Origin of the sequence: Streptomyces sp. (genome assembly GCF_031181705.1) — a bacterium.
In the GTDB taxonomy this organism is placed as follows: Bacteria; Actinomycetota; Actinomycetes; order Streptomycetales; family Streptomycetaceae; genus Streptomyces.
This window is the reverse complement of the sequence record NZ_JAPSKN010000073.1, coordinates 1-22,513: the sequence shown is the minus strand read 5'-3', so window position 1 is coordinate 22,513 and position 22,513 is coordinate 1. Positions and strand designations below refer to the sequence as shown.

At 71.6% G+C, this 22,513-nt stretch carries 23 protein-coding genes; 6 read left to right on the top strand and 17 right to left on the bottom strand.

What is annotated here, in order from left to right:
* Positions 1-403: 403 nt before the first annotated feature.
* Positions 404-2,134 (bottom strand): protein kinase, encoded by a 1,731-nt coding sequence (locus RIN80_RS15915; protein WP_309096256.1) that lies wholly within the window; start codon positions 2,132-2,134, stop codon positions 404-406.
* 92 nt (positions 2,135-2,226) lie between these two features.
* The gene (locus tag RIN80_RS15910) at positions 2,227-3,075 is read right to left on the bottom strand and encodes a menaquinone biosynthesis protein (protein ID WP_309096255.1); all 849 of its coding nucleotides are present in this window, start codon (positions 3,073-3,075) and stop codon (positions 2,227-2,229) included.
* A 320-nt stretch (positions 3,076-3,395) separates the two neighbouring features.
* Between RIN80_RS15910 and RIN80_RS15905 the strand changes: the two genes are divergently transcribed.
* Positions 3,396-3,599, top strand: a complete 204-nt coding sequence (locus tag RIN80_RS15905; RefSeq protein WP_003974443.1) for a cold-shock protein — start codon at positions 3,396-3,398, stop codon at positions 3,597-3,599.
* Positions 3,600-3,813: 214 nt separating this feature from the next.
* The gene (locus tag RIN80_RS15900) at positions 3,814-4,458 is read left to right on the top strand and encodes a class I SAM-dependent methyltransferase (protein WP_309096254.1); all 645 of its coding nucleotides are present in this window, start codon (positions 3,814-3,816) and stop codon (positions 4,456-4,458) included.
* A gap of 468 nt (positions 4,459-4,926) precedes the next feature.
* Here the strand turns inward: RIN80_RS15900 and RIN80_RS15895 are convergent, their stop codons facing one another.
* The 3 genes from RIN80_RS15895 to RIN80_RS15885 form a co-directional block, all read right to left on the bottom strand.
* Complete coding sequence (locus tag RIN80_RS15895) at positions 4,927-6,051, bottom strand: substrate-binding domain-containing protein (protein WP_309096253.1); 1,125 nt, start codon at positions 6,049-6,051, stop codon at positions 4,927-4,929.
* A gap of 105 nt (positions 6,052-6,156) precedes the next feature.
* Entirely contained in the window at positions 6,157-8,076 is a 1,920-nt protein-coding gene (locus RIN80_RS15890; RefSeq protein ID WP_309096252.1) for an AMP-binding protein, read from the bottom strand.
* A 228-nt stretch (positions 8,077-8,304) separates the two neighbouring features.
* The gene (locus RIN80_RS15885; protein WP_309096251.1) at positions 8,305-9,594 is read right to left on the bottom strand and encodes an acetyl-CoA C-acetyltransferase; all 1,290 of its coding nucleotides are present in this window, start codon (positions 9,592-9,594) and stop codon (positions 8,305-8,307) included.
* A gap of 124 nt (positions 9,595-9,718) precedes the next feature.
* Between RIN80_RS15885 and RIN80_RS15880 the strand changes: the two genes are divergently transcribed.
* Both RIN80_RS15880 and RIN80_RS15875 read left to right on the top strand, forming a co-directional pair.
* A complete protein-coding gene (locus RIN80_RS15880) occupies positions 9,719-11,026 on the top strand; it encodes a 3-oxoacyl-ACP reductase (RefSeq protein ID WP_309096250.1) in 1,308 nt (435 codons plus the stop codon).
* Positions 11,026-11,871: a MaoC/PaaZ C-terminal domain-containing protein gene (locus RIN80_RS15875; protein WP_309096249.1), complete on the top strand. Its 846-nt coding sequence runs from the start codon at positions 11,026-11,028 to the stop codon at positions 11,869-11,871. The genes RIN80_RS15880 and RIN80_RS15875 overlap by 1 nt, the downstream gene beginning before the upstream one ends.
* On the opposite strand, the gene RIN80_RS15870 is transcribed toward RIN80_RS15875, so the two are convergent.
* From RIN80_RS15870 to RIN80_RS15835, 9 genes are all read right to left on the bottom strand, one after another.
* Positions 11,859-12,524 carry a TetR/AcrR family transcriptional regulator gene (locus RIN80_RS15870; RefSeq protein WP_309096248.1) on the bottom strand — a complete coding sequence of 222 codons (666 nt, stop codon included), beginning with the start codon at positions 12,522-12,524 and terminating at the stop codon, positions 11,859-11,861. The genes RIN80_RS15875 and RIN80_RS15870 overlap by 13 nt on opposite strands.
* Before the next feature lie 94 nt (positions 12,525-12,618).
* Positions 12,619-13,929 carry a dicarboxylate/amino acid:cation symporter gene (locus RIN80_RS15865; RefSeq protein ID WP_309096247.1) on the bottom strand — a complete coding sequence of 437 codons (1,311 nt, stop codon included), beginning with the start codon at positions 13,927-13,929 and terminating at the stop codon, positions 12,619-12,621.
* Positions 13,930-13,996: 67 nt separating this feature from the next.
* Positions 13,997-14,098, bottom strand: a complete 102-nt coding sequence (locus RIN80_RS26580) for a putative leader peptide (RefSeq protein WP_311241034.1) — start codon at positions 14,096-14,098, stop codon at positions 13,997-13,999.
* Between the two features lie 141 nt (positions 14,099-14,239).
* Positions 14,240-14,539 carry a DUF4229 domain-containing protein gene (locus RIN80_RS15860; RefSeq protein ID WP_309096246.1) on the bottom strand — a complete coding sequence of 100 codons (300 nt, stop codon included), beginning with the start codon at positions 14,537-14,539 and terminating at the stop codon, positions 14,240-14,242.
* Between the two features lie 103 nt (positions 14,540-14,642).
* On the bottom strand, positions 14,643-15,167 hold the full coding sequence (locus tag RIN80_RS15855) for a GNAT family N-acetyltransferase (RefSeq protein WP_309096245.1): 525 nt from the start codon (positions 15,165-15,167) through the stop codon (positions 14,643-14,645).
* 33 nt (positions 15,168-15,200) lie between these two features.
* Positions 15,201-15,854 carry a UdgX family uracil-DNA binding protein gene (locus RIN80_RS15850; protein WP_309096244.1) on the bottom strand — a complete coding sequence of 218 codons (654 nt, stop codon included), beginning with the start codon at positions 15,852-15,854 and terminating at the stop codon, positions 15,201-15,203.
* A gap of 78 nt (positions 15,855-15,932) precedes the next feature.
* Positions 15,933-17,096, bottom strand: a complete 1,164-nt coding sequence (gene mqnE, locus RIN80_RS15845; protein WP_309096243.1) for an aminofutalosine synthase MqnE — start codon at positions 17,094-17,096, stop codon at positions 15,933-15,935.
* Between the two features lie 38 nt (positions 17,097-17,134).
* The gene (locus RIN80_RS15840; RefSeq protein ID WP_094056892.1) at positions 17,135-17,590 is read right to left on the bottom strand and encodes an Lrp/AsnC family transcriptional regulator; all 456 of its coding nucleotides are present in this window, start codon (positions 17,588-17,590) and stop codon (positions 17,135-17,137) included.
* A gap of 58 nt (positions 17,591-17,648) precedes the next feature.
* Entirely contained in the window at positions 17,649-18,335 is a 687-nt protein-coding gene (locus tag RIN80_RS15835; protein WP_309096242.1) for a UbiX family flavin prenyltransferase, read from the bottom strand.
* 91 nt (positions 18,336-18,426) lie between these two features.
* Between RIN80_RS15835 and RIN80_RS15830 the strand changes: the two genes are divergently transcribed.
* Complete coding sequence (locus RIN80_RS15830) at positions 18,427-19,041, top strand: rhomboid family intramembrane serine protease (RefSeq protein WP_309096241.1); 615 nt, start codon at positions 18,427-18,429, stop codon at positions 19,039-19,041.
* Here RIN80_RS15830 and RIN80_RS15825 read toward each other — a convergent pair.
* The 3 genes from RIN80_RS15825 to RIN80_RS15815 are packed head-to-tail and all read right to left on the bottom strand — an operon-like array spanning position 19,038 to position 22,007.
* Positions 19,038-19,610: a Uma2 family endonuclease gene (locus RIN80_RS15825; RefSeq protein ID WP_309096240.1), complete on the bottom strand. Its 573-nt coding sequence runs from the start codon at positions 19,608-19,610 to the stop codon at positions 19,038-19,040. The two genes, RIN80_RS15830 and RIN80_RS15825, sit on opposite strands and share 4 nt — an antisense overlap.
* Before the next feature lie 46 nt (positions 19,611-19,656).
* Entirely contained in the window at positions 19,657-20,559 is a 903-nt protein-coding gene (gene mqnP / locus RIN80_RS15820; protein WP_309096239.1) for a menaquinone biosynthesis prenyltransferase MqnP, read from the bottom strand.
* On the bottom strand, positions 20,556-22,007 hold the full coding sequence (locus tag RIN80_RS15815) for a menaquinone biosynthesis decarboxylase (RefSeq protein WP_309096238.1): 1,452 nt from the start codon (positions 22,005-22,007) through the stop codon (positions 20,556-20,558). Before RIN80_RS15815 ends, mqnP begins: the two co-directional genes overlap by 4 nt.
* Positions 22,008-22,075: 68 nt before the next feature.
* Between RIN80_RS15815 and RIN80_RS15810 the strand changes: the two genes are divergently transcribed.
* On the top strand, positions 22,076-22,396 hold the full coding sequence (locus RIN80_RS15810; RefSeq protein WP_309096237.1) for a PLD nuclease N-terminal domain-containing protein: 321 nt from the start codon (positions 22,076-22,078) through the stop codon (positions 22,394-22,396).
* The last annotated feature ends 117 nt before the right edge of the window (positions 22,397-22,513 follow it).

Here is a 22,513-nt window from a genome sequence, read left to right as displayed (position 1 = left end):
CAAGGGCATGCTCCACCTCGGCGACGGGGAGCTGCGCACGGTCGTCGTCCCGGGGTGAGGCTGGCGGTGAGCGGCGGTGAGCGGCGGTTCGGCGAAGCCGAGGCGGAGGAGGGCGGCGGGGGCGGCGCCGCGGTACGAGCACCGGCCCGGCCGGCCGCGCACCGATTGAGGCGAAGGAGCGGGACCGGGGCTGTGGCTGGAGCTGCGTGGTGCTCCCCGGCTTCGTCGGCCTGCTGATGCCGGTGGTCCTCATCGAGAACTACTGGGGCACGAGCTCCGGGGCGACTTCGCCCCGGGGTGCGGGTGCACTTCCCGTGGTTGTGGGCCGTCGGTCTGGCCGCCACCCTCGCGGTGATCGCGCTCCTCCTGGTCCTGTTCGCCCGGCACGTGCGCAGGTCGTCCGCTACCGCACCTTCGACAGCCGGGCCTGCGGACGTCCCGACTCCGCGCTCTGCGAGCGGTACTGCAGATCGTCGCCCGTCGGGATGAGGCGGACGGTGGTGGGGGCCGGGTTGCAGCCACTGTGGTTGGTCTTCGCGCCGACCGACGTCGCGACCAGCTCCTTCTTCGTGACCTGCTTGAGGGTGAGGATGTCGACGCAGACGCCGCCGAGCTGGTCGGTCTGGCGCAGGCGGCCCAACTCCTGGCCGACGGCGGCCCGCTGGACGGTGATCCGGAAGGTGCCGAGCGGCAGCCTGCCGTCGAGGGCGGTGCCCTGGCCCTCCCAGGTGCCGAGGTAGGCGGCGGGCACGGCACCGGAGGGGGCGGAGCTCGCGGTCGCCCCGGGCGGTGAGTAGGCGTCGTCGCTGCCCGAACCCGCGTCGTCCCCGCCGCCGGGGAGCAGGTCGAGGACGAGGACCGACCCGATCGTCACGGCGGCCATCGCCCCCGCCACGGCCAGCGCGACGGTGCAGCTCAGCCGCCGTGTCCGCCCTTCGCCGCCGGGCGTGGAGGTCGCGGCGACGGAGACGGAGACCCTGCCGGGCCGCCGGCCTTCGGAGGGGACGACGGTGTCCTCGCGGTGCCCGTCGCGGGGTTCGGGTACGACGCTGGGGGCCGGGGCCTCTGATACCGGTGCGGGCGGTGCGGCCGTCGGCCCGACCATCACCGGCGGCGGCCCGAACACCCCCGCGACCGGCGGCCCGGACACCCCCGCGACCTCCATGGCCCCGCCGGTCTCCGCCTCCCCCACCGACGGACGGCTGAACCCCACCGGCCCCGAGGGCGCGCTCGTCCCCGTCGCCTCCAGGTTCAGCAGGCGCACGGCGCTGCGGCTCACCTGTTCCACCAGCGTCCCCGGCAGCCACCCGCCCGCCACCAGCCGGGCCGCACCCTCAGGCGCGAGCCGCCGGGCCACCTGCGCGGGGGTCGGCCGTGCGTCCGGGTCCTTGGCCAGGCAGGCCGCCGTCACGGCGCGCAACTCCCCGTCCAGCGGCCCGAGTTCCGGTTCCTCGTGCACCACCTTGTAGAGCAGGGCCGCCGAGGAGTCACCGGGGAAGGGCGGTTCGCCGGTCGCCGCGTACGCGAGGACCGCGCCCAGGGAGAAGACGTCCGCCGCGCCCGTGACGCCCTTGCCGAGGATCTGCTCGGGCGACATGTAGCCGGGCGAGCCGACGGAGACTCCGGTGGACGTCAGGGACGCCGTGCCGTCGGTGGCCCGGGCGATGCCGAAGTCGATCAGCAGCGGCCCGTCCAGGGTGAGCAGGACGTTCGACGGCTTCACGTCGCGGTGGACGAGCCCCAGCTCGTGCACCGCCGCCAGCGCCTCGGCGAGCCCCGCCCCGAGTGCCCGTGCGGTGTGGGCGGGCAGGGGCCCGCCGTCGGCGACCGCGGCGGACAGCGACGGGCCGGCGGCGTACGCCGTCGCCACCCACGGCACCCGGGCGTCCGGGTCGGCGTCCAGGACGGACGCGGTCCAGGCGCCGCCCACCCGGCGTGCGGCCTCCACCTCGCGCCGGAAGCGCGCCCGGAACTCCTCGTCCAGCGCGAAGTGCGGATGCACGATCTTCACCGCGACCGTACGGCCCCCGGCGCTGCGGCCCAGGTAGACCCGGCCCATGCCGCCGGAGCCCAGCCGGCCGAGCAGCCGGTAGGGACCCACCACCGTGGGTTCGTCGACGTCGAGCGGCCGCATGGCGTCACCCCTCCCCCGTAGGCGCGGGGGGCGCTCCCCGGCCCCGGCACGCCTGCACCTGTCAGCAGGGTAGTGCCGGAGCACCGCCGCGCTCACGGCTGGAGCAGGTCCACCTTCACGTCGGCCGGGAAGCCGGTCGTCGGGCCGACCCGCCGGGCGAACTCGGCGACCGCCTCCAGCTGGGGTCCGCCGAAGCGGAAGTCGAGGGTGGTGAAGTACCGGGCGAGGGTCTCCTCGTCGAAGGCCTCCCAGCGGGCGGCCTGCTCGGCGACCTTGCCGACCTCCTCCAGGGAGACGTTGCGGGAGTCGAGGAACGCCGCGTGCACCTTGCGCGTGATGACCGGCTCGCGCTCGGCGTAGTCGCGGCGCGCCGCCCAGACCGCGAAGACGAACGGCAGCCCCGTCCACTCCTTCCACAGCGCGCCCAGGTCGTGCACGTCCAGGCCGAAGCGGGGCCCGTCGACCATGTTGGCGCGCAGCGCCGCGTCGCCGATGAGGACGGCGGCCTCGGCCTCCCGCATCATCAGGCTGAGGTCGGGCGGGCAGGTGTAGTAGTCCGGCTGGACGCCGTAGCGCTCGGCGAGGAGCAGCTGGGCGAGGCGGACGGAGGTGCGGGAGGTCGAGCCGAGGGCGACCCGGCGGCCGTCCAGCTGGTCCAGGGGGACCTGCGAGACGATCACGCAGGACATGACCGGGCCGTCGCAGCCGACGGCGATGTCGGGGAAGGCGACCAGGTCGTCGGCGTGCTTGAGGAACTCGACCAGGGTGACCGGACCGATGTCGAGATCGCCCTGCACCAGCTTCTCGCTGAGCTTCTCCGGGGTGTCCTTGGTGAGCTCGAAGTCGAGGAGCGTGCCCGTTCTGGCGAGCCCCCAGTACAGGGGCAGGCAGTTCAGGAACTGGATGTGGCCGACGCGCGGCCGGGTGCGAGGATTGTCCACATCGTGAGGCTAGCCCTCACGGCTCACCGGCCCGCGTCCGGCCCCGCCGTCGGGGCGCGGTCCGCCGATCGCGTCCGTACCGCCAGTCGGCGGGGGGATGTTCAAACATCCGGGTGACGTGATCTTGACCCCTATTGCATTCCGGGGTCCGCGTGCTAGGCTCGTCGCAAGTTGCAGTTTGGTTTCCCTTGCAGTACAGAGCCTGCGGAGCATGTGACCGCGGGCTCTCGTCATTCTCAGACATATGCAGTTGTGCAGAATTCATCTTCACACTTGCTGGTTCTGGAGCAGGGCAACCCTTTTGAGCCCAAGGAGGGCTTATGGCTACCGGAACCGTGAAGTGGTTCAACGCCGAAAAGGGCTTTGGTTTCATCGCCCAGGAGGGCGGCGGCCCCGACGTCTTCGTCCACTACTCCGCGATCAATGCGCAGGGATTCCGGTCCCTGGAGGAGAACCAGCAGGTGTCTTTCGACGTCACGCAGGGTCCGAAGGGCCCGCAGGCTGAGAACGTCACGCCGGTCTGATCAGTAGTACCCAAGGAGCCCCGCGCCGACAGGCGACGGGGCTCCTGCCCTTTTCGGGCCCTTTCGCCGGATGAACTCCGGACGAATTCGGCCTGCGGGACGGCGGACGGCCGGGGAAACACCGGAAGAACAGCGGGCCGACCGGGGAAAGCTGCGGGCCGGGACGCCGGTGGCCCGGCTGCGCTGTCAGTGGGCCGCAGTAGGGTCACGGCCCATGACCGACGCCGACTTCCTGACCGAGACCCGCGCCTTCTACGACACCGTGGCCGAGGAGTACGCCGAGGCCTTCCGGGACGCCACCACACCGCTGGACCTGGGCCTGCTGTACGGGTTCGCGGAGCTCGTGGGCGAGGGCGGCGAGGTCGCCGACCTCGGATGCGGGCCCGGGCGGGTGACGGCGTACCTGGCGTCCCGGGGGCTGTCGGTCTTCGGGCTCGACGTGTCGGAGTCGATGCTGGCGATCGCCCGGCGCGAGCATCCGGGACTGCGGTTCGAGCAGGGCTCGATGCTGGACCTGGACCTGCCGGACACCTCGCTGGACGGGGTCGTGGCCTGGTACTCGACGATCCACACGCCCCTGGAGCACCTGCCCGCCCTCTTCTCCGGCTTCCACCGCGTCCTGCGCCCGGGCGGGCATCTGCTCCTCGGCTTCCAGTACGGCGAGGAGCCCCGCCGCTACGAGGAGGCCTTCGGCCACCGGGTGTCCCTGAGCTTCCACCGCCGCCGGCCGGAGCGGATGGCCGCGCTGCTGGAAGGGGCCGGCTTCACCGTGCGGGCACGGACGGTACGGGAGGCCGACGAGGAGCGCGGGGAGCCCGTCCGCCAGGCGGCCCTGGTGGCCCGCAGGCCGCGCGCCTAGCCTTCTCCGGCCGCAGCCGCAGCCGCCTCGTCATCGGTCCGGCACCGCCGGGATGCCCTGCCCGCACCCGCCCTGGCAGCCGGATCCCCTCACAGCGCCCAGGGCCCGGCGGGCCGCGCCGGGCAGCTCCGGGAGGAAGCCGCTGCCGGTCGGCGGGGACGTCCGGGCCGGCCACGGCGGCCCGCTGGGCGGCGGCCTCGGCGGGCCTGTCCGGGACGCCGACCGCGCCGGGATCACCTCGGCAGTGAGGGACCTGGGGTCTCCGCGCCGGAGCGGCCGGCCGAGCCGCCGGGGGCCGGCGCTTCTCCGGGACGACGCGGCTCAGTGCTTGGCATGCCGCGGTGAGCGCGGCGGTCGTCCCGGCGGCGGCGGTCCCGGTGCCACCGGCGGCGCCGGGAGGGACGGCGTCGTACGTGCCGGGCGGGTGTCCGAAGGTCCGTGCAGTGCGCAAGGCCCGTGCGAGCCGGCCTATCCGAGTCCGATGGCCGCGCAGTCCGCCCGGTACCTCGCCGTGCAGATCTCCTTCACCGTGTAGACGCCGTCGGTGATCACGGTCTCCTCGATGTTGTCCTTGGTGAGGGCGACCACCGGCACCAGCATCGCCGGGATGTTCTTCTGCGTCGGGCTGTCGACCGTCTCCCGGGTCAGGGCGGCGAACTCGATGGAACGGCCCTGGACCTTGGCCACGGCGATCTTCGCGGCGTTGGTCGCCTCCAGCAGGAAGGACTTGTACACGGTCATGTACTGCTCCCCGGACACCACCCGCTGCACCGCGTCCAGGTTCGCGTCCTGCCCGGTCACCGGCGGCATCCTGGTGGCGCCGGCCTCCTTGAGCGCCTCGATGACCGCACCGGCCATGCCGTCGTTGGCCGAGTAGACCGCGGCGATGTCGTTCAGGCCGACCGCCTTGATCGCCTTCTCCATGTTGGCCTTGGCGATCGCGGGCTTCCACTCCTTGGTGTCGTACTGCTCGACGATGTCGACCTGGCCCTGGAGTTCGCTCAGCGCGCCGCTCTTGAAGCGTGCCGTGTTGGGGTCGGCGGGGTCGCCGTTCATCATGACGACCTTGCTGTTCTCGGCCTTCGCGCCGAGTTCGCCGATGATCGCGCGGCCCTGCACCTGCCCGACGAGTTCGTTGTCGTGGGAGACGTACGCGTCGACGGGTCCCTCGGCGAGCCGGTCGTAGGCGACGACCGGGATGCCCGCGTCCTTGGCCTTGCGCACGTCGGGGGCGATGGCCTTGGAGTTCAGCGCGTCGACGAGGATGACGTCCACCCTGTCGGCGATCATCTGCCGGAACTGCTCGCTCTGCCGGGAGACGCTGGCCTCGGCGTTGGCGTAGCGGACCTTGCCCTGGTCGTCGGTGAGGGAGGCGACCTCCTGCTTGATGAGCGGGTAGTCGAACCGCTCGAAGCGCGCGGTGTCCCGGTCGGGCAGCAGCAGCCCCACCGTGATGTCGTTGCCCCGCTTCCCGCCGGCCGCGTCATCGCTTCCGCCGTCACCGCACGCGGCGAGGGACAGGGCCGACACGGAGACCGCCAGGCCTATGGAGAGGTGACGCACGGTGGCCCGGCGGGTGTAACGCGCTTTCACTGGTGCTGCCTTCCGATGGGGGGCATCGCGACGAGGTGGCAGAAAGCCAACGGGGAGACACCGTGCGTCGTCAAGGACCAGGTGTGAAGACTCCGCGAAGGTGGCTCACCGCGCGTACAAGCCCTCCACCTCCGTCGCGAACGCGCGCAGGACCGTCTCGCGGCGGAGTTTCATCGTCGGCGTGAGGTGGCCCTCGTCCTCCGTGAAGTCCTGCGGGAGGACGGCGAATCGGCGGATGGACTCGGGGCGGGAGACGAGCTTGTTGGCCTCGTCGACGGCGCGTTGGAGGATGGCGCGCAGTTCCTCGTCGTCGACCAGGAGGGCGGGCGGGACGGGGTGTTTGCCGTTCATGCGGCGCCAGTGGGTGATGCCCGCCTCGTCCAGGGTGATCAGCGCCGTGACGTAGGGGCGGCCGTCGCCCAGGACCATGCACTGGGAGATCAGGGGGTGCGAGCGCAGCCAGTTCTCCAGAGGGGCCGGGGCGACGGACTTGCCGCCCGCGGTGATCAGGAGTTCCTTCTTGCGGCCGGTGATGGTCAGGTAGCCCTCGTCGTCCAGTTCGCCGATGTCGCCGGTGGCGAGCCAGCCGTCGGGCGCGGCGGGGACGACACCGCCGGCCTGCGGGTCCCAGTAGCCGCGCAGCACGTGGTCGCCGGCGACGAGGATCTCCCCGTCGGCGGCGATCCGGACGCGGGTGCCGGGCAGGGGCCAGCCGACGGTGCCCAGACGGGGTTTGAGGGGCGGGGTGACGGTCGTCGCGCCGGTGGTCTCCGTCAGGCCGTAGCCCTCGAAGATCTCGATGCCGGCGCCCGCGTAGAACGCGGCGAGGCGGCGGCCGAGCGGCGAGCCGCCGCAGATGGCGTAGCGGACCCGGCCGCCCATGGCGTTGCGGATGCGGCGGTAGACCAGCGGGTCGTAGAAGGCGCGGGCGGTTCTCAGGGCGCGGGAGGGGCCGGGGCCGGTGCCCGTCTGGTGGGCCTCCACCGCCTCTCCGTAGCGCTGCGCCACCGCCGCCGCCCGGTCGAAGGACGTGGCCCGGCCGCTCGCCTCGGCCTTGGCGCGGGCGGAGTTGAAGACCTTCTCCAGCATGTACGGGATGGCCAGCAGGCAGGTCGGCCGGAAGCCGGCGAGGTCCGGCAGGAGGTCCTCGGCCTTGATGCTCGGCGCGTGCCCGAGCCGGACGCGGGCCCGGACGCAGGCGATCGCGACCATGCGTCCGAAGACGTGCGACATGGGCAGGAACAGCAGGACCGAGGCCTCTTCGCTGGTCCTGGCCCTGAAGACGGGGTAGAGCAGTTCGATGGCGTTGTCGACCTCGGCGAAGAAGTTGCCGTGGGTGAGCGCGCAGCCCTTGGGGCGGCCGGTGGTGCCGGAGGTGTAGATGAGGGTGGCGAGGGTGTCGGGGCCGAGCATGCCGCGCCGCACCTCGACCTCCTGGTCGGTCAGGTGCGTCCCGGCCTCCGCGAGCCGGTCCACATGGCCCTTCTCCACGACCCACACGTGCTTGAGGTCGGGCAGGCGTGCGCGCTCGGGGCCGAGGGCTGCGGCCTGTGCGGTCGTCTCGGTGAGGAGCGCGACGGCGCCGGAGTCCTGGAGGATCCAGCGGGCCTGGAAGACGGAGGAGGTGGGATAGACGGGGACGGTGACCAGCCCGGCGGCCCAGGCGGCGAAGTCCAGGACGGTCCACTCGTAGATCGTGCGGGCCATGACGGCGACCCGGTCGCCCGGCATCAGTCCCTCGGCGATCAGCCCCTTCGCCACGGCCTGCACCTGTCCGGCGAACCGGGCCGCGGTGACGTCGTTCCAGCGCCCGTCGGCGTCCTTGCGGCTGAGCGCCACCGCGTCCGGGGACGCGCTCGCGTTGTCGAACGGCAGGTCGGCGAGCGAGCCGTGCGTCCACGGCGGTGCCAGCGGCGGCACGGACGCCTCCCGCACCGCTCCGTCGAGCCGCTTGGTCTCGGGCTCGACCAGGACCGGTCCGCCGTACACGTCGCCGTAGGCGGAGGAGGGATACGCAGTGGACACGGGCGGCTCCTGGGGCGTGCAGCGAAGGACTGCTTGCTGCATGACGTACGTGCCTCGCACGCCGAGGCGCTCAACCGCCCGACCCCCGGAAAGGGGTTACTGACGGTGGGAACGGGATCGTACGGCGCTCACGTGGCGGCCATGTGCGGGTTCGGGGATGGTCCGGGGCCAGGCCTGTGCAATCTCGGAGGTTACGTGAGGGTCTTTCAGGTTCCGCGTCCCGCCGGTTCAGGCCCGCTCCAGGATCGCCGTCACGCCCTGCCCGCCCGCCGCGCAGACGGAGATCAACCCCCGTGCGGGCGCGTCCCGTTCGGCGAGCAACTTGGCCAGCGTGGCCACGATCCGGGCACCGGTGGCGGCGAAGGGGTGACCGGTGGCGAGAGAGGAGCCGGCGACGTTCAGCCGGGCCCGGTCGACCGTGCCGAGGCCGCGCTTCTCCCAGGCCGCGAGGGTGGCCAGCACCTGGGAGGCGAACGCCTCGTGGATCTCGACGAGTTCGAAGTCGTCCAGGTTGAGACCGGCCCGCTCCAGCATGCGCGGGACGGCGTACGCCGGCGCCATGAGCAGGCCGTCCTCACCGTCCGCGACGTCCCCGCCGACGAAGTCGACGGCCGCCGTCTCGTACGCGGTGAGGTACGCCAGCGGCTCCAGGCCCCGCTCGCGGGCCCAGTCCTCGCTCGCCAGCAGCACGGTCGCCGCGCCGTCGGTCAGCGGGGTCGAGTTCCCCGCCGTCATGGTCGGTTCGGGGTGGTCCAGGCCGAACACCGGCTTGAGGGCGGCGAGTTTGTCCACCGTCGAGCCGGGGCGCAGGTTCTGGTCCCGGGCGAGTCCGCGGAAGGGCACCACCAGGTCCTGGAAGAAGCCGCGTTCGTACGCCGCCGCCAGTCGCTGGTGGCTGGTCGCGGCGAGTTCGTCCTGCGCCGCGCGGCCGATGCCCCAGGCCCGGGCGGTGACGGCGGCGTGTTCGCCCATGGACAGACCGGTGCGCGGCTCGGCGTTGCGCGGGATGTCGGGGACGAGGTGGCCCGGGCGCACCTTCGCCAGGGCCTTCATCCGCCCGCCGAGCGACTTCGCCCGGCGGGCTTCCAGCAGGATCCGGCGCAGGGAGTCGTTGACGCCGAGGGGCGCGTCGCTCGCGGTGTCGGCGCCGCCCGCGATCGCCGAGTCGGTCTGGCCGAGGGCGATCTTGTTGGCGGCGGCGATGACGGCCTGGAGGCCGGTGCCGCAGGCCTGCTGGATGTCGTAGGCGGGGGTGCGCGGGTGGAGCTTCGAGCCGAGCACGGTCTCGCGGGCCAGGTTGAAGTCGCGGCTGTGCTTGAGGACCGCGCCGGCGACGAACTCGCCGACCGCCCCGGGCCCGCCCAGGTCGTACCGCTCGACCAGGCCGTCCAGGGCGGCGGTGAGCATCCGCTGGTTGGAGGCGGTGGCGTACGGGCCGTCGGAGCGGGCGAAGGGGATGCGGGCTCCGCCGACGATCGCCACGCGCCGGACCGACGGCGACAGCTGCTGGGGGCTCATCTCGACCTGCTCCTCGTCCGTGACATAGCCTTACCTCCGGTAACCTTACTCCAGAGTAAGCATTATTGCCCCCGCACAGCCCTCAAGCGCCCCCGTACAGCCTTCATCGGAACTGGGAGTTGGCATGGCCGACCGCTATCTACGCTTCACGGGTACCGCGCCCGGCCGCTTCCTCACCCGCCGGCTCGGGCTGCCGCAGCCCGCGGCGCTGGTCCGCTGGTCGCCCGATCACCCCGCCCTGGCGGGGGGCCTGCGCCACCTGACCGCGGGGGCGTCCGCCCTGGACCTGGCACCGGTCCTCGCCCGGACCGGACTCGGCCCGGCCGGTCCGCAGCGGGCGGCGGCCGTCGTCCTGGACGCGACCGGGGTGCGGGACGTCGAGGGCCTGGCCGCGGTGCACGCGGCGCTGCACCCGGCCGTGGGGTCGGTCGTCCCGAGCGGCCGCGTGCTGGTGCTCGGCGCGCCGCTCGACCCGGCCGACCACCACCAGGCCGCGGCCCAGCAGGCCCTGGAGGGCTTCACGCGCTCGCTCGGCAAGGAGATCGGCCGGGGCAGGACGGTGAACCTGGTCCGGCTGACGGACGCGGCCGCCGCCGAGTCGACGCTCCGGTTCCTGCTGTCGCCGAAGTCGGCCTATGTGAGCGGCCAGGTCATCGAGGTGGGCCCGCTCCAGGAGCCCCCCGCCACCCCGGACGGGGACCGTCCCCTGGCCGGCCGCACCGCCCTGGTCACCGGCGGCGCCCGGGGCATCGGTGAGGCCGTCGCGGAGACGCTCGCGCGGGACGGGGCCCATGTCGTCGTCCTCGACGTGCCGCGGGCCGAGCAGGACGCCCGGCGCGTCGCCGACCGGATCGGCGGCACGGCCCTGCCGCTCGACATCACCGCCGCCGACGCGGGCGCGCGGATCGCCGAGGCCCTCCCCGACGGCCTGGACCTGCTGATCCACAACGCGGGCATCACCCGCGACCGGCGACTGGTGAACATGCCGGCCGAGCGCTGGGCCGCCGTGCTGGAGGTGAACCTGGCCAGCGTGCTGCGCACCACGGACGCCCTGCTCAAGGCCGGCACGCTCAAGCGCGGCGGCTCCGTCGTCGCCACGGCCTCGATCGCCGGTCTCGCCGGGAACGCGGGCCAGACCAACTACGGGGCGAGCAAGGCGGGCGTCGTCGGCCTGGTCCGCTCCCTCGCCCCGCGCGCGCTCGACGAGCACGGCGTGACGGTCAACGCGGTGGCGCCCGGCTTCATCGAGACGAAGATGACGGCCGCCGTCCCGCTGTTCATCCGCGAGGCCGGCCGCCGGATGAACTCCCTGGCGCAGGGCGGTCTTCCGGCCGACGTCGCCGAGACGACCGCCTGGCTCGCCCACCCCGCCTCGGGCGCGGTCAACGGCCAGGTCGTGCGCGTCTGCGGCCAGAGCCTGCTGGGGGCCTGATGGCCGGCGCCGCTCTCGTCCTCACCGGGTCCCCCTCCCTCGCCCCGCTGCTGGCCCGCGGTGCCCTGCTGTCCCCCTTCAAACGGCCCGCCCCGGACGCGGAGTTCCCGCGCACCCGGCTCGTGCTGCCCGGCCTGCGGGTCGACCTCGGGCGGCTCGCGGCGTACGAGCGGGTGTGCGGCTTCCCCACCGGCGAGGACGCGCTGCCGGTGACCTATCCGCACGTGCTGGGGTTCCCGCTGGCCATGCGGCTGATGAGCGAGCGCGCCTTCCCGCTGCCGCTGCTCGGTCTGGTCCACACGTCGATCACGGCCACCCGGCACGCGAGGATGCCCGCCACCGGCACGTACGAACTCGCCGTCCACGTCGAGGGGCTGGCCGCGCACCGGCGCGGCACCCAGGCCACGGTCGTCACCGAGGCACGCGCCGGCGGGGACGTCGTGTGGGAGTCGCGGAGCACGTACCTGGCACGGCACGGGCGTGCCACGGGGACCCGCCAGGAGGACGAGGCGCGCAAGCCGCTGCCCGCCGTCGCCGAGTGGCGGCTCGCCGGGGACGTCGGACGCCGCTACGGGGCCGCGTCAGGGGACCGCAACCCGATCCACCTCCACCCGCTCACCGCCCGGCTGTTCGGCTTCCCCCGGGCCATCGCGCACGGCATGTGGACGGTGGCCCGCTGCCTCGCCGCGCACGGCACACCCGACTCCTGCCACGTCCGGGCGGACTTCAGGGCACCGGTGCTGCTCCCGGGGACGGTGATCTACGCGGCGGACGACCACGGCCGGTTCGCACTGCGGGGCCGGGGCGATCGCCTCCACGTCACGGGGGAGGTCTACCCGGCGTGAGACTCCGGCTGCTCCTCCGGGGGCGGCCAGGGCCGTCCCTCCATGAGGTCGCCGAGGCCGGCCCAGGCGAAGTTCATCATGGTCGCGGCGGCCTGGCGGGCGGTGACGCCCGGGGTGGCGTTGGCCCAGGCCGCCAGGGACTCGGCGGCGCCGACCAGGGCCTCGGCGAGCCCGGCGACCTCGCGCTCGGGCAGGTCCGGGTCCCGGTGCGCCTCGCGGGCGCCGGCGAGGATCAGCTGCGTCACGAACACGACGATCTCCTCGCGCATCGCGGCGACTTCGGCGGCGAAGGGCTCCCCGTGCGTACGGGCCTGGAGGTGCAGGATCGACCAGGCGTCGGGGTTCTGGGCGGTGTGCGCGAAGAACGCGCCGAGCCCCTCCCACAGTTGCCGGTCGGCGGGCAGGTCCCGCCGGACACCGGCGCGCACCGCCTCGACGAGGGCCTTGGCCTCCCGGCGGATGCAGGCCGTGAAGAGGTCTTCCTTGGAATTGAGGTACAGGTAGACCAAGGGCTTGGACACGCCCGCCAGTTCGGCGATCTCGTCCATCGAGGCGGCCATGTAGCCGCGCTGGCCGAAGATGCGCACGGCGGCGTCCAGCATCTGCTGTTCACGGACCGCACGCGGCATCCGCTTCGTCTTCACGGCACCCATACCGCTTAGCGTACGGGCCCCCCGGCCGGCCCTCCGTCGGATGAACCGATGGAGGGCCGGCCGGGGGGCCTCACCACGTCAGTGCGCCGGCGCGTCAGGCGGCGGCGGGCACCCGCCCGGGCCGCGCGTCACGCGGCTCGTCGTCCAGGGCGAGGGCGGATCCGTCGGCCGTGGCGTAGGCGTCGCGGTCGAGCAGGTTCTCGCGGGCCGAGACCAGGACCGGGATCAGCGCCTGGCCGGCGACGTTGGTCGCGGTGCGGATCATGTCGAGGATCGGGTCGATCGCGAGCAGCAGGCCCACACCCTCCATCGGCAGGCCGAGGGTGGACAGGGTCAGGGTCAGCATGACCGTCGCGCCGGTGAGACCGGCCGTGGCGGCGGAGCCGACCACCGAGACGAACGCGATCAGCAGGTAGTCGCCGACGCCCAGCTGGATGTCGAAGATCTGGGCGACGAAGATCGCGGCGATGGCCGGGTAGATCGCGGCGCAGCCGTCCATCTTGGTCGTGGCGCCGAACGGCACGGCGAAGGAGGCGTACTCCTTCGGCACGCCGAGCCGCTCGGTGACCTTCTGCGTCAGCGGCATGGTGCCCACGGACGAGCGGGAGACGAAGGCCAGCTGGATCGCGGGCCAGGCGCCCTTGAAGAACTGAATCGGGTTCACCTTGGCGACGGTGGCGAGCAGCGTCGGGTAGACGCCGAACATCACGAGGAGGCAGCCGACGTAGATGTCGGCGGTGAACGTCGCGTACTTGCCGATCAGGTCCCAGCCGTAGGTGGCGATGGCGTAGCCGATCAGGCCGATCGTGCCGAGCGGGGCGAGCCGGATGACCCACCACAGCGCCTTCTGCAGCAGGCTGAGGACGGACTCGCTCAGGGTGAGGATCGGCTGGGCCTTCTCGCCGAGCTGGAGGGCGGCGATACCGGCGACGGCGGCCATGAAGACGATCTGCAGGACGTTCAGCTGGGTGAACGGCGTGATGACGTCGGTCGGCACGATGCCGGTCAGGAAGTCGATCCAGGAGCCGGTGGTCTGGGGCTTCGCGCCGTCCTTGGGCGTGAGGCCGGTACCGGAGCCGGGGTTGGTCACCAGGCCGATGACGAGGCCGATACTCACCGCGACCAGCGATGTGATCATGAACCAGAGGAGGGTGCGCGAGGCCAGGCGGGCCGCGTTGTTGACCTTCCGCAGGTTGGTGATCGAGACCAGGATCGCGAAGAAGACGAGCGGTGCGACGGCCAGCTTCAGCAGGCCGATGAAGGTGTCACCGACCTTCTCCAGAGTGGTGACCAGCCAGGACAGGTCCTGGCTGCGGGCGAGCCAGCCGAGCAGGGCGCCCAGGACGAGGCCGGAGAGTATCTGGACCCAGAAGGGGACGTTGAAGAACTTCAGACGTGAGGACACGCGACTGACTCCGTTGGGGGGACGCGTAACGGGGGGACTGACGTGGGGCGGCGGGGGTTGCGTTACGTCAGGGACGACAGAAAGCGGACGCGCACCGACAGAGATCCACGTGCAGCCGTGCCACGAGCGGAGCGCTCAGGGGCGAATGAGGCACGACTGCTGACTTCATACCAGGACCTTAACACCTGAGCTTTGAGGACCCCAAAGCCTGGCTTTGATAGGTGATGGGTCACACACACCCATACAAGGCAAAGCGCCCCGTGTCCGCGCATGTGCGGAAACGGGGCGCTGCACGCCTGCGGAGGGGACCTTACGAGGTCTGCCCCTGGGCCCGGGCGGTGTCGTCGGCGACGTCCTCCTGGTTGCGGTTGGCGTCCAGGTTGGCCTTCATCCGCTCGACGCGCTGCGCGACCTGGATGGACGCCCGGTCGCGCTCCTTGCGCAGCACGACGAAGCTGATCGGCGCGGAGATCAGCAACGCGAGCAGCACGACCCACAGGCCGTTGCTGTCGCCCAGGCCGCGCGGGACGAGGCCCGAGTAGACCGCGCCCCAGACGACGACGAGGCAGCCCACGAAGACACCGAGGCGCATCAGCGTGTAGCGGAGCATCTCAATCCACTCTTCCGTTTCGAACGGCCGGAACACCCCCAAAGGGGCACCGCCCAGTGAAGCACGCCGGAGGGCCGATCTTGCAGGGGGGTCAGCGAAGGGGTCAGTGCAACGGCAGGAGCATGATCACGTCGTCGCGGTCGTCGCCCGGCGCGACCCGGATGGCGCCCGGGATCCGGCCGACCTCCTTGTAGCCGCACGAGGCGTAGAACCGCTCCAGGCCGAGTCCGCCGCGGCAGGTCAGCCGGATCGCCTCGATCCCGTCGATCCCGCGGGCGGCGTCTGCGGCCGCGGCGAGCAGATCGCGGCCGTACCCCTTGCCCTGGTGGCGCGGGTGCACCATCACCGTGTACAGCCACAGCCAGTGCGTCATCAGGTGGTGCGTGTTGAAGGTGAGGAACGCGGTCGCCGCGACCCGTCCCTCGTCGTCGTGCCCGACGAGCAGCCGGACCTGCCCCTCGGCCATGGCCGCGAGGTGCTTGACCAGCTGCGGCCGGATGTCCTCACGCGTCACCGGGGGCACGAAGCCGACGGCCCCGCCCGCGTTGGAGGCATCGGTCCACAGGTCGAGGATGCCGTCGCGAAGCTCCGGGGTGACGGCCGGGTCCAGCGTGAAGGTAAGGGGCATGCGGGGATTGTAGCTATTACGACAGGACTGTAGCTATGACGACAAGGCCCGTGCCGCCACTTTCAGATCGGACACCAGCCCCTGGTAGGCCGCCTCCCGGTCGTCGGAGCGCAGCACCGCCGAGGGATGCACGGTCGGCACCAGCCGCTCCGGCCGCCCGTGGATCTCCTCCTCCAGCACCGTCCCGCGCACCTGGGTGACCCGGAACGAGGACCCGAGCAGCGCCTTCCCGGCGGTGGCCCCCAGCACGACGATCAGCTCCGGCTCCACGACCGCCAGCTCGGCGGCGAGCCAGGGCCCGCAGGCGGTCATCTCCCGCAGGGTCGGCGCCTTGTGGATCCGCCGCTTGCGCGGCTCGGCCTGGGTGAACTTGAAGTGCTTCACGGCGTTGGTGACATAGGCCTCACCGGGGTCGATGCCGGCTTCCGCCAGGGCCCGGTCGAGCAGCTTCCCCGCGGGCCCGACGAACGGCTTCCCCTGCCGGTCCTCCTGATCCCCGGGCTGCTCCCCCACGAGCATCACCCGCGCGCCGGTGTCCCCGTCCCCGAAGACGGTCTGGGTGGCGTCCCGGTGCAGCGGACACCCCCGGCAGCCGGCGGCGGCCCGACGCAAGGCGGCCAACCCACCCCGACCGGGAACGAAGGGCTCAGCGGTGTAGGCGTCTTCCGGCGCCCCGGTGGCAACCATGCCGGCCGGGTACCCGCCTCAGGGGCGCGGGGAACTGCGCGACCAGCCCCCGCGCACCCGCACCCGGAATCGACGACGTCACACCCGCATCGGCTGCGGCGACTCGCGCCGCAGCGGGTCCGGCCCGTCGTACTCGCGAATGATCTCGTACCGCGTGTTGCGCTCCACGGGCCGGAACCCGGCGTCGCGAATGAGGTCCAGCAGATCCTCACGCGTCAGCTTGTTCGGCGTGCCGAAGTTGTCCGCGTCGTGCGTGATCTTGTACTCGACGACCGACCCGTCCATGTCGTCCGCGCCGTGCTGCAGCGCCAGCTGCGCGGTCTGCACCCCGTGCATCACCCAGAAGACCTTCACGTGCGGCACGTTGTCGAACAGCAGCCGCGACACCGCGAACGTCTTCAGCGCCTCCGCACCCGTCGCCATCTGCGTGCGCGCCTGGAGCCGGTTGCGGACCTTGCCGTCCTTCATGTCCACGAAGTCGTGCTGGTAGCGCAGCGGGATGAAGACCTGGAAGCCGCCGGTCTCGTCCTGCAGCTCACGCAGCCGCAGCACGTGGTCCACCCGGTGCCGCGGCTCCTCGATGTGCCCGTACAGCATCGTGCACGGGGTCTTCAGGCCCTTCTCGTGCGCCAGCCGGTGGATCCGGGACCAGTCCTCCCAGTGGGTGCGGTGGTCCACGATGTGCTGCCGGACCTCCCAGTCGAAGATCTCCGCGCCGCCGCCGGTCAGCGACTCCAGGCCCGCGTCGATGAGCTCGTCCAGGATCTCCGAGGCGCTCATCCCCGAGATGGTCTCGAAGTGGTGGATCTCGGTGGCCGTGAAGGCCTTCAGCGACACGTGCGGCAGGGCCGCCTTCAGCTCCCGCAGCGACCGCGGGTAGTACCGCCACGGCAGGTTCGGGTGCAGTCCGTTGACGATGTGCAGCTCGGTGAGGTTCTCCGACTCCATCGCCTTGGCGAGCTTGACGGCCTCCTCGATGCGCATCGTGTACGCGTCCTTCTCCCCCGGCTTGCGCTGGAAGGAGCAGTACGCGCAGGAGGCCGTGCACACGTTCGTCATGTTGAGGTGACGGTTGACGTTGAAGTGCACCACGTCGCCGTTCTTGCGCGTGCGCACCTCGTGCGCGAGGCCGCCGAGCCAGGCCAGGTCGTCCGACTCGTACAGCGCGATGCCGTCCTCACGGGTCAGGCGCTCACCGGCCCTGACCTTCTCCTCCAGCTCGCGCTTGAGCCCGAGATCCATGCCCACACCTTTCTACGGAGACGTCCCCCACCGTACGACTAGACCTCTTCGGGCAGTTCCCCGACCCGGTTCTCCCACTTCGTGGAGAGCACGATGGTCGTACGCGTCCGGGAGACGCCCTTGGTCCCGCTGAGCCGCCGGATGATCTTCTCCAGGCCGTCCACGTCCGCCGCCCGCACCTTGAGCATGTACGAGTCGTCGCCCGCGATGAACCAGCAGTCCTCGATCTCCGACAGGTCCCGCAGCCGCTGCGCCACGTCCTCGTGGTCCGTGGCGTCGGACAGGGAGATGCCGATGAGGGCGGTGACGCCGAGGCCGAGGGAGGCCGCGTCGACGGTGGCCCGGTAGCCGGTGATGACACCGGCCGCCTCCAGCCGGTTGATGCGGTCGGTGACGCTGGGTCCCGACAGGCCGACGAGGCGTCCCAGCTCCGCGTAGGAGGCCCGGCCGTTCTCCCTCAGGGCCTGGATGAGCTGCCTGTCCACCGCGTCCATTGCGATCGAAGCCTTCCGCTGAAGTTGTCTGTGGTCCGATGAGTTCCGGTGTGCCCGCTCAGCCGGCGCGGTGTGCTCCGCCGCCGAGTTCACCTTGCCAACGGCGGTAGAGCGTGTGCGGCACGCCCGCCGCGTCGAGTACGCGTCCGGCGACGAAGTCCACCAGGTCCTGGATGTGCGTCGCGCCCGCGTAGAAGGCGGGTGAGGCGGGCACGACCGTCGCGCCCGCGTCGTCGAGGGTGACCAGGTGCCGCAGGGTCTGGCCGTTCAGCGGGGTCTCCCGTACGGCCACGATCAGCTTGCGTCCCTCCTTGAGGGTCACGCTCGCCGCCCGCTGCAACAGGTCCTTCGACAGCCCGAGCGCGACGCCGGCCACGCTCGCCGTCGAGGCGGGCACGATGAGCATGCCCTTGGTGGGGTACGACCCCGAGGAGGGTCCGGCGGCCAGGTCGCCGGCGCTCCAGTGCCGTACGGCGTCGAGGCCGACGGAGAAGGTGTCCGGCTTGCCGTCGGCGCCCCGGGACAGCCATTCCCGCAGGTCGGCCTGCCAGTGGGCGTCCCGGAAGGAGATCCCCGTCTCGTCGAGGAGGGTGAGCCGGGAGGCCCGGGACACCACGAGGTCGACGCTTTCGCCGGCGGCGAGCAGGGCCCGCAGCACGGCGGCGGCATACGGGGTGCCGGAGGCGCCGGACACCCCTACGATCCAAGGCGTACGCGGCGTCTCGCCTGGCTTGACTGGGTTCACGACTCCGAGCCTATCCGGCGTCGCCGGATGGGAACCGGCCCAGGGGTGCGGGCCGTTGCACGGAGAGGACGAGCGAGCACTGGGGGTCGCCATGCCGGGTCCGCGTGAAGGGTGGTCGACGGGGGACCGCGCGCTGGCCGCGGGCAAGCTGATGCTGGCCTGGATCGCGCTGCTGTGGCTGCTGGAAGTGATCGACGTGGCGACGGGTCACGCGCTGGACGGCTTCGGCATCACCCCGCGCGACCCGTCCGAGCTGGTCGACGTCGTCCCGTCGGCCTTCCTCCACTTCGGCTTCGCCCACCTGGTGTCGAACACGCTGCCGCTGCTGGTCCTGGGCTTCCTGGGGGCGCTGGCGGGCCTGCGCCGCTTCCTGCTCGTCTGCGCGCTGATCGTCCTCGTCGACGGCCTGGGCGTGTGGCTCATATCCCCGGCGCACACGAACACGGCGGGCGCGTCGGGCCTGATCTTCGGCCTCTTCGGCTTCCTCCTGGTCAGCGGCTTCGTGGAGCGCCGCCCCTGGGGCATCCTGGCCGGCGTCCTGATCGCCGCGATCTGGGGAGGTTCGATCCTCACGGGCCTGGCCCCCACCCAGACGGGCATCAGCTGGCAGGGCCACCTGCTGGGTTTGCTGGCGGGAGTGGGGGCGGCGTTCGCCTTCCGCCGCAGGGCAGCGAGCCGAGCGCCCAGCTGGGATGAGCGCCCTTAGTCGCGGTCGCGCGCCTTGCGGTCGACCGGAAGGTGGGTGGTGGGGATGATCAGCTTGCCGAGCGGGGAGTCGAGGGTCAGTTCGCGACCGTACGGAAGGGTGTCTCGCCCGCGGTAGCCGTCGGGGCCGGGATTCCACATGGTCACGAGATGCCCTTGGAGCGGGTCGAGGACCAGGTAGTTGGCGATGCCGCGCGAGGCGTACCGGCGAGGCTTCACCTCGTAGTCGCGGCGAATGCTCTCCGGTGACACCACTTCGGCCACGAGCTCGATCAGATCCGCCGGGTAAGCGCTGCGATTCTCGTCCTCCGCCTCCGCTGGGATGACGGCAAGGTCGGGGCAGAATTCATTGGCGTCGTCGAACGGAAAAGCGACATCGCTCACCAGGGCCCACTCGGCAGGCAGCTGTTCCTCGACGATGTTCCACAGCCGCTGGATGGTCCTCCCGTGGAACGGCCTGACCGGGTTCATCACGATGCTGCCCTCGACAATCTCCGTCAGATAGCCGGGGAACATGTCCTCCAGCTTGCTGAGCTGCGAGTGCAGGCGGTCGATGTCCGAAACGGTCATGGCGGCCTCCTTGGGATCCTGCACCCGATGGTAGGCCGCACCGTATTCACACGGTCAGACCCCGCACCAGCAGATCCAGCAGCGCGCACACGAACAGGGCGATGCCGATGAAGCCGTTGACGCTGAAGAACGCCCTGTTCACGCGGGAGAGGTCGTGGGGGCGGACGATGGTGTGCTCGTAGAGGAACGCCGCCGCGACGATCAGCAGGCCCAGCCAGAAGAAGGCGCCCGCGCCGGTGGCCAGGGCGTACCAGACGAACAGGGCCGTCGTCAGGGCGTGGCACACCCGCGCGCCCCAGATCGCCGCCGGGATGCCGAAGCGCGCCGGGACGGACATGACGCCTATCTCGCGGTCGGTCTCCACGTCCTGGCAGGCGTAGATCAGATCGAAGCCGCCGATCCAGATGCCGACGGCGAGGCCCAGGATGACCGCGTCCCACGACCAGGAGCCCGAGATGGCCAGCCAGCCGCCGATCGGCCCCATCGCCTGGGCGAGGCCGAGGATGGCCTGCGGGAAGTTCGTGAACCGCTTGCCGTACGGGTAGACCACCATCGGGATCACCGCGATGGGGGCCAGGGCCAGGCACAGGGGGTTGAGCAGGGCCGCCGCGCCGAGGAACACGGCCAGGGCGATCAGCGCGCCCGTCCAGGCGTGCTTCACCGACATCGCGCCGGTCACCAGCTCGCGCTGCGCCGTGCGCGGGTTCCGCGCGTCGATCTCCCGGTCGATGATCCGGTTGACGGCCATCGCGAAGGTCCGCAGGCCCACCATGCAGACGGTGACCAGCAGCAGCCTGCCCCAGTGGATGTTCCTGTCCCACGCGTACATCGCCGTCAGGGCGGCGATGTACGCGAAGGGCAGCGCGAAGACCGAGTGCTCGATCATCACAAGACGCAGGAAGGCCTTGGTGCGTCCCGGCTGCGGGATCGCGGCGGAAGCGGAGGTCACAGCCCGTACTCCTTCCAGCGGCGGTCCACCATCGCCGCCGTCTCCGGGTCCGACTCGACCATGTCGGGCCAGCCGCCGTCGCGCGTGTAGCCCTCCTCGGGCCACTTCTTCGTCGCGTCGATCCCGGCCTTGCCGCCCCAGAACTGCTGGTAGGAGGCGTGGTCCAGATGGTCGACGGGGCCCTCGACGATGCTCAGGTCCCGGGCGTAGTCCGTGTTGCCCAGCGCCCGCCAGGCCACCTCGTGCAGGTCGTGCACGTCGCAGTCGGAGTCGACGACCACGATCAGCTTGGTCAGCGACATCATGTGCGCGCCCCAGATGGCGTGCATGACCTTCTGCGCGTGCTTGGGGTACTTCTTGTCGATCGAGACGATCGCGCAGTTGTGGAAGCCGCCCGCCTCCGGCAGGTGGTAGTCCACGATGTCCGGCACGATGATCTTCAGCAGCGGCAGGAAGAAGCGTTCCGTCGCCCGTCCCAGCGGCCCGTCCTCCGTCGGGGGCCTGCCCACCACGATCGACTGGAGCAGCGGCCGCTTCCGCATCGTGACGCAGTCGATCCTCAGCGCGGGGAAGGGCTCCTGCGGCGTGTAGAAGCCGGTGTGGTCGCCGAAGGGTCCCTCGGGCAGCATCTCGCCCGGCTCCAGCCAGCCCTCGATGACGACCTCGGCCTGCGCGGGCACCTGGAGCGGCACGGTCTTGCAGTCGACCATCTCGATCCGCTTGCCCGCGAGGAACCCGGCGAACAGGTACTCGTCGATGTCCCCGGGCAGCGGCGCGGTCGAGGCGTACGTCACGGCCGGCGGGCACCCGAAGGCGATCGCGACCGGCAGCCGCTCACCCCGGCGCGCGGCCACCTGGTAGTGGTTGCGGCTGTCCTTGTGGATCTGCCAGTGCATGCCGATGGTGCGCTTGTCGTGCCGCTGGAGCCGGTACAGGCCCAGGTTGCGCACGCCGCTCTCGGGGTCCTTGGTGTGCGTGAGCCCCAGGTTGAAGAACGACCCGCCGTCCTTCGGCCAGGTGAACAACGCCGGCAGCTGCTCCAGGTCCACGTCGTCCCCGGTGAGCACGACCTCCTGCACGGGGCCGTCCTTGACCTTCTTCGGCGGCACGTGCGTCATCGCGCCGAGCTTGCCGAACGCCTCCCGCACACCGACGAACCCGTGCGGCAGCTCGGGCTTCAGCAGCCCGCCGATCCGCTCGGAGATCTCCGCGTACGACTTCAGGCCCAGGGCCTTCAGCAGCCGCCGGTCCGTGCCGTACACGTTCATCGCGAGCGGCATGCTCGACCCGCGCACGTTCTCGAAGAGCAGCGCCGGGCCACCGGCCTTCTGCACCCGGTCGACGATCTCCCCGACCTCCAGGTACGGGTCCACCTCGGCCTTGATGCGCTTGAGGTCGCCCTCGCGCTCCAGCGCCCTGAGCAGGGAGCGAAGATCGTCGTAAGCCATGGGGTCCAGTATCCCCGAGCGGCTACGCTGGCCTGGAACCACCCACCGCTTTCGCTGAGAGGCCGCGCATGCTCCGGGTACTGATGTTCCTCGTGCCGCTGGCGCTGAGCGTGTACGCGTTCATCGACTGCATCAGCACCAAGGACGACGAGATCCGCCACATGCCCAAGCCGCTGTGGGCGATCCTCGTGCTGCTGTTCCCGCTGGTCGGCTCGATCTCCTGGCTGATCGCCGGCAAGAAGCGCAGCCCGGCCGCCGACGGCTGGTCCGGCGTCCGGGGCGGCCGCTCCCGGCAGCAGTGGGTGGCGCCGGACGACAACCCCGACTTCCTGAAGTCCCTCGACGACGACAAGAACAAGGACGACGACCCCCGGCGCGACGAGTCCTGACCTGGACTGCGGGAAACGGGTCGCTCCCGTGGCACGCATGGTCGTCAATGGTGTTCCCACAGTGACCCAGTGGGACGTCCCGCCCTCGCCCGCCACTCCGCCCCGGGCCATGACCGA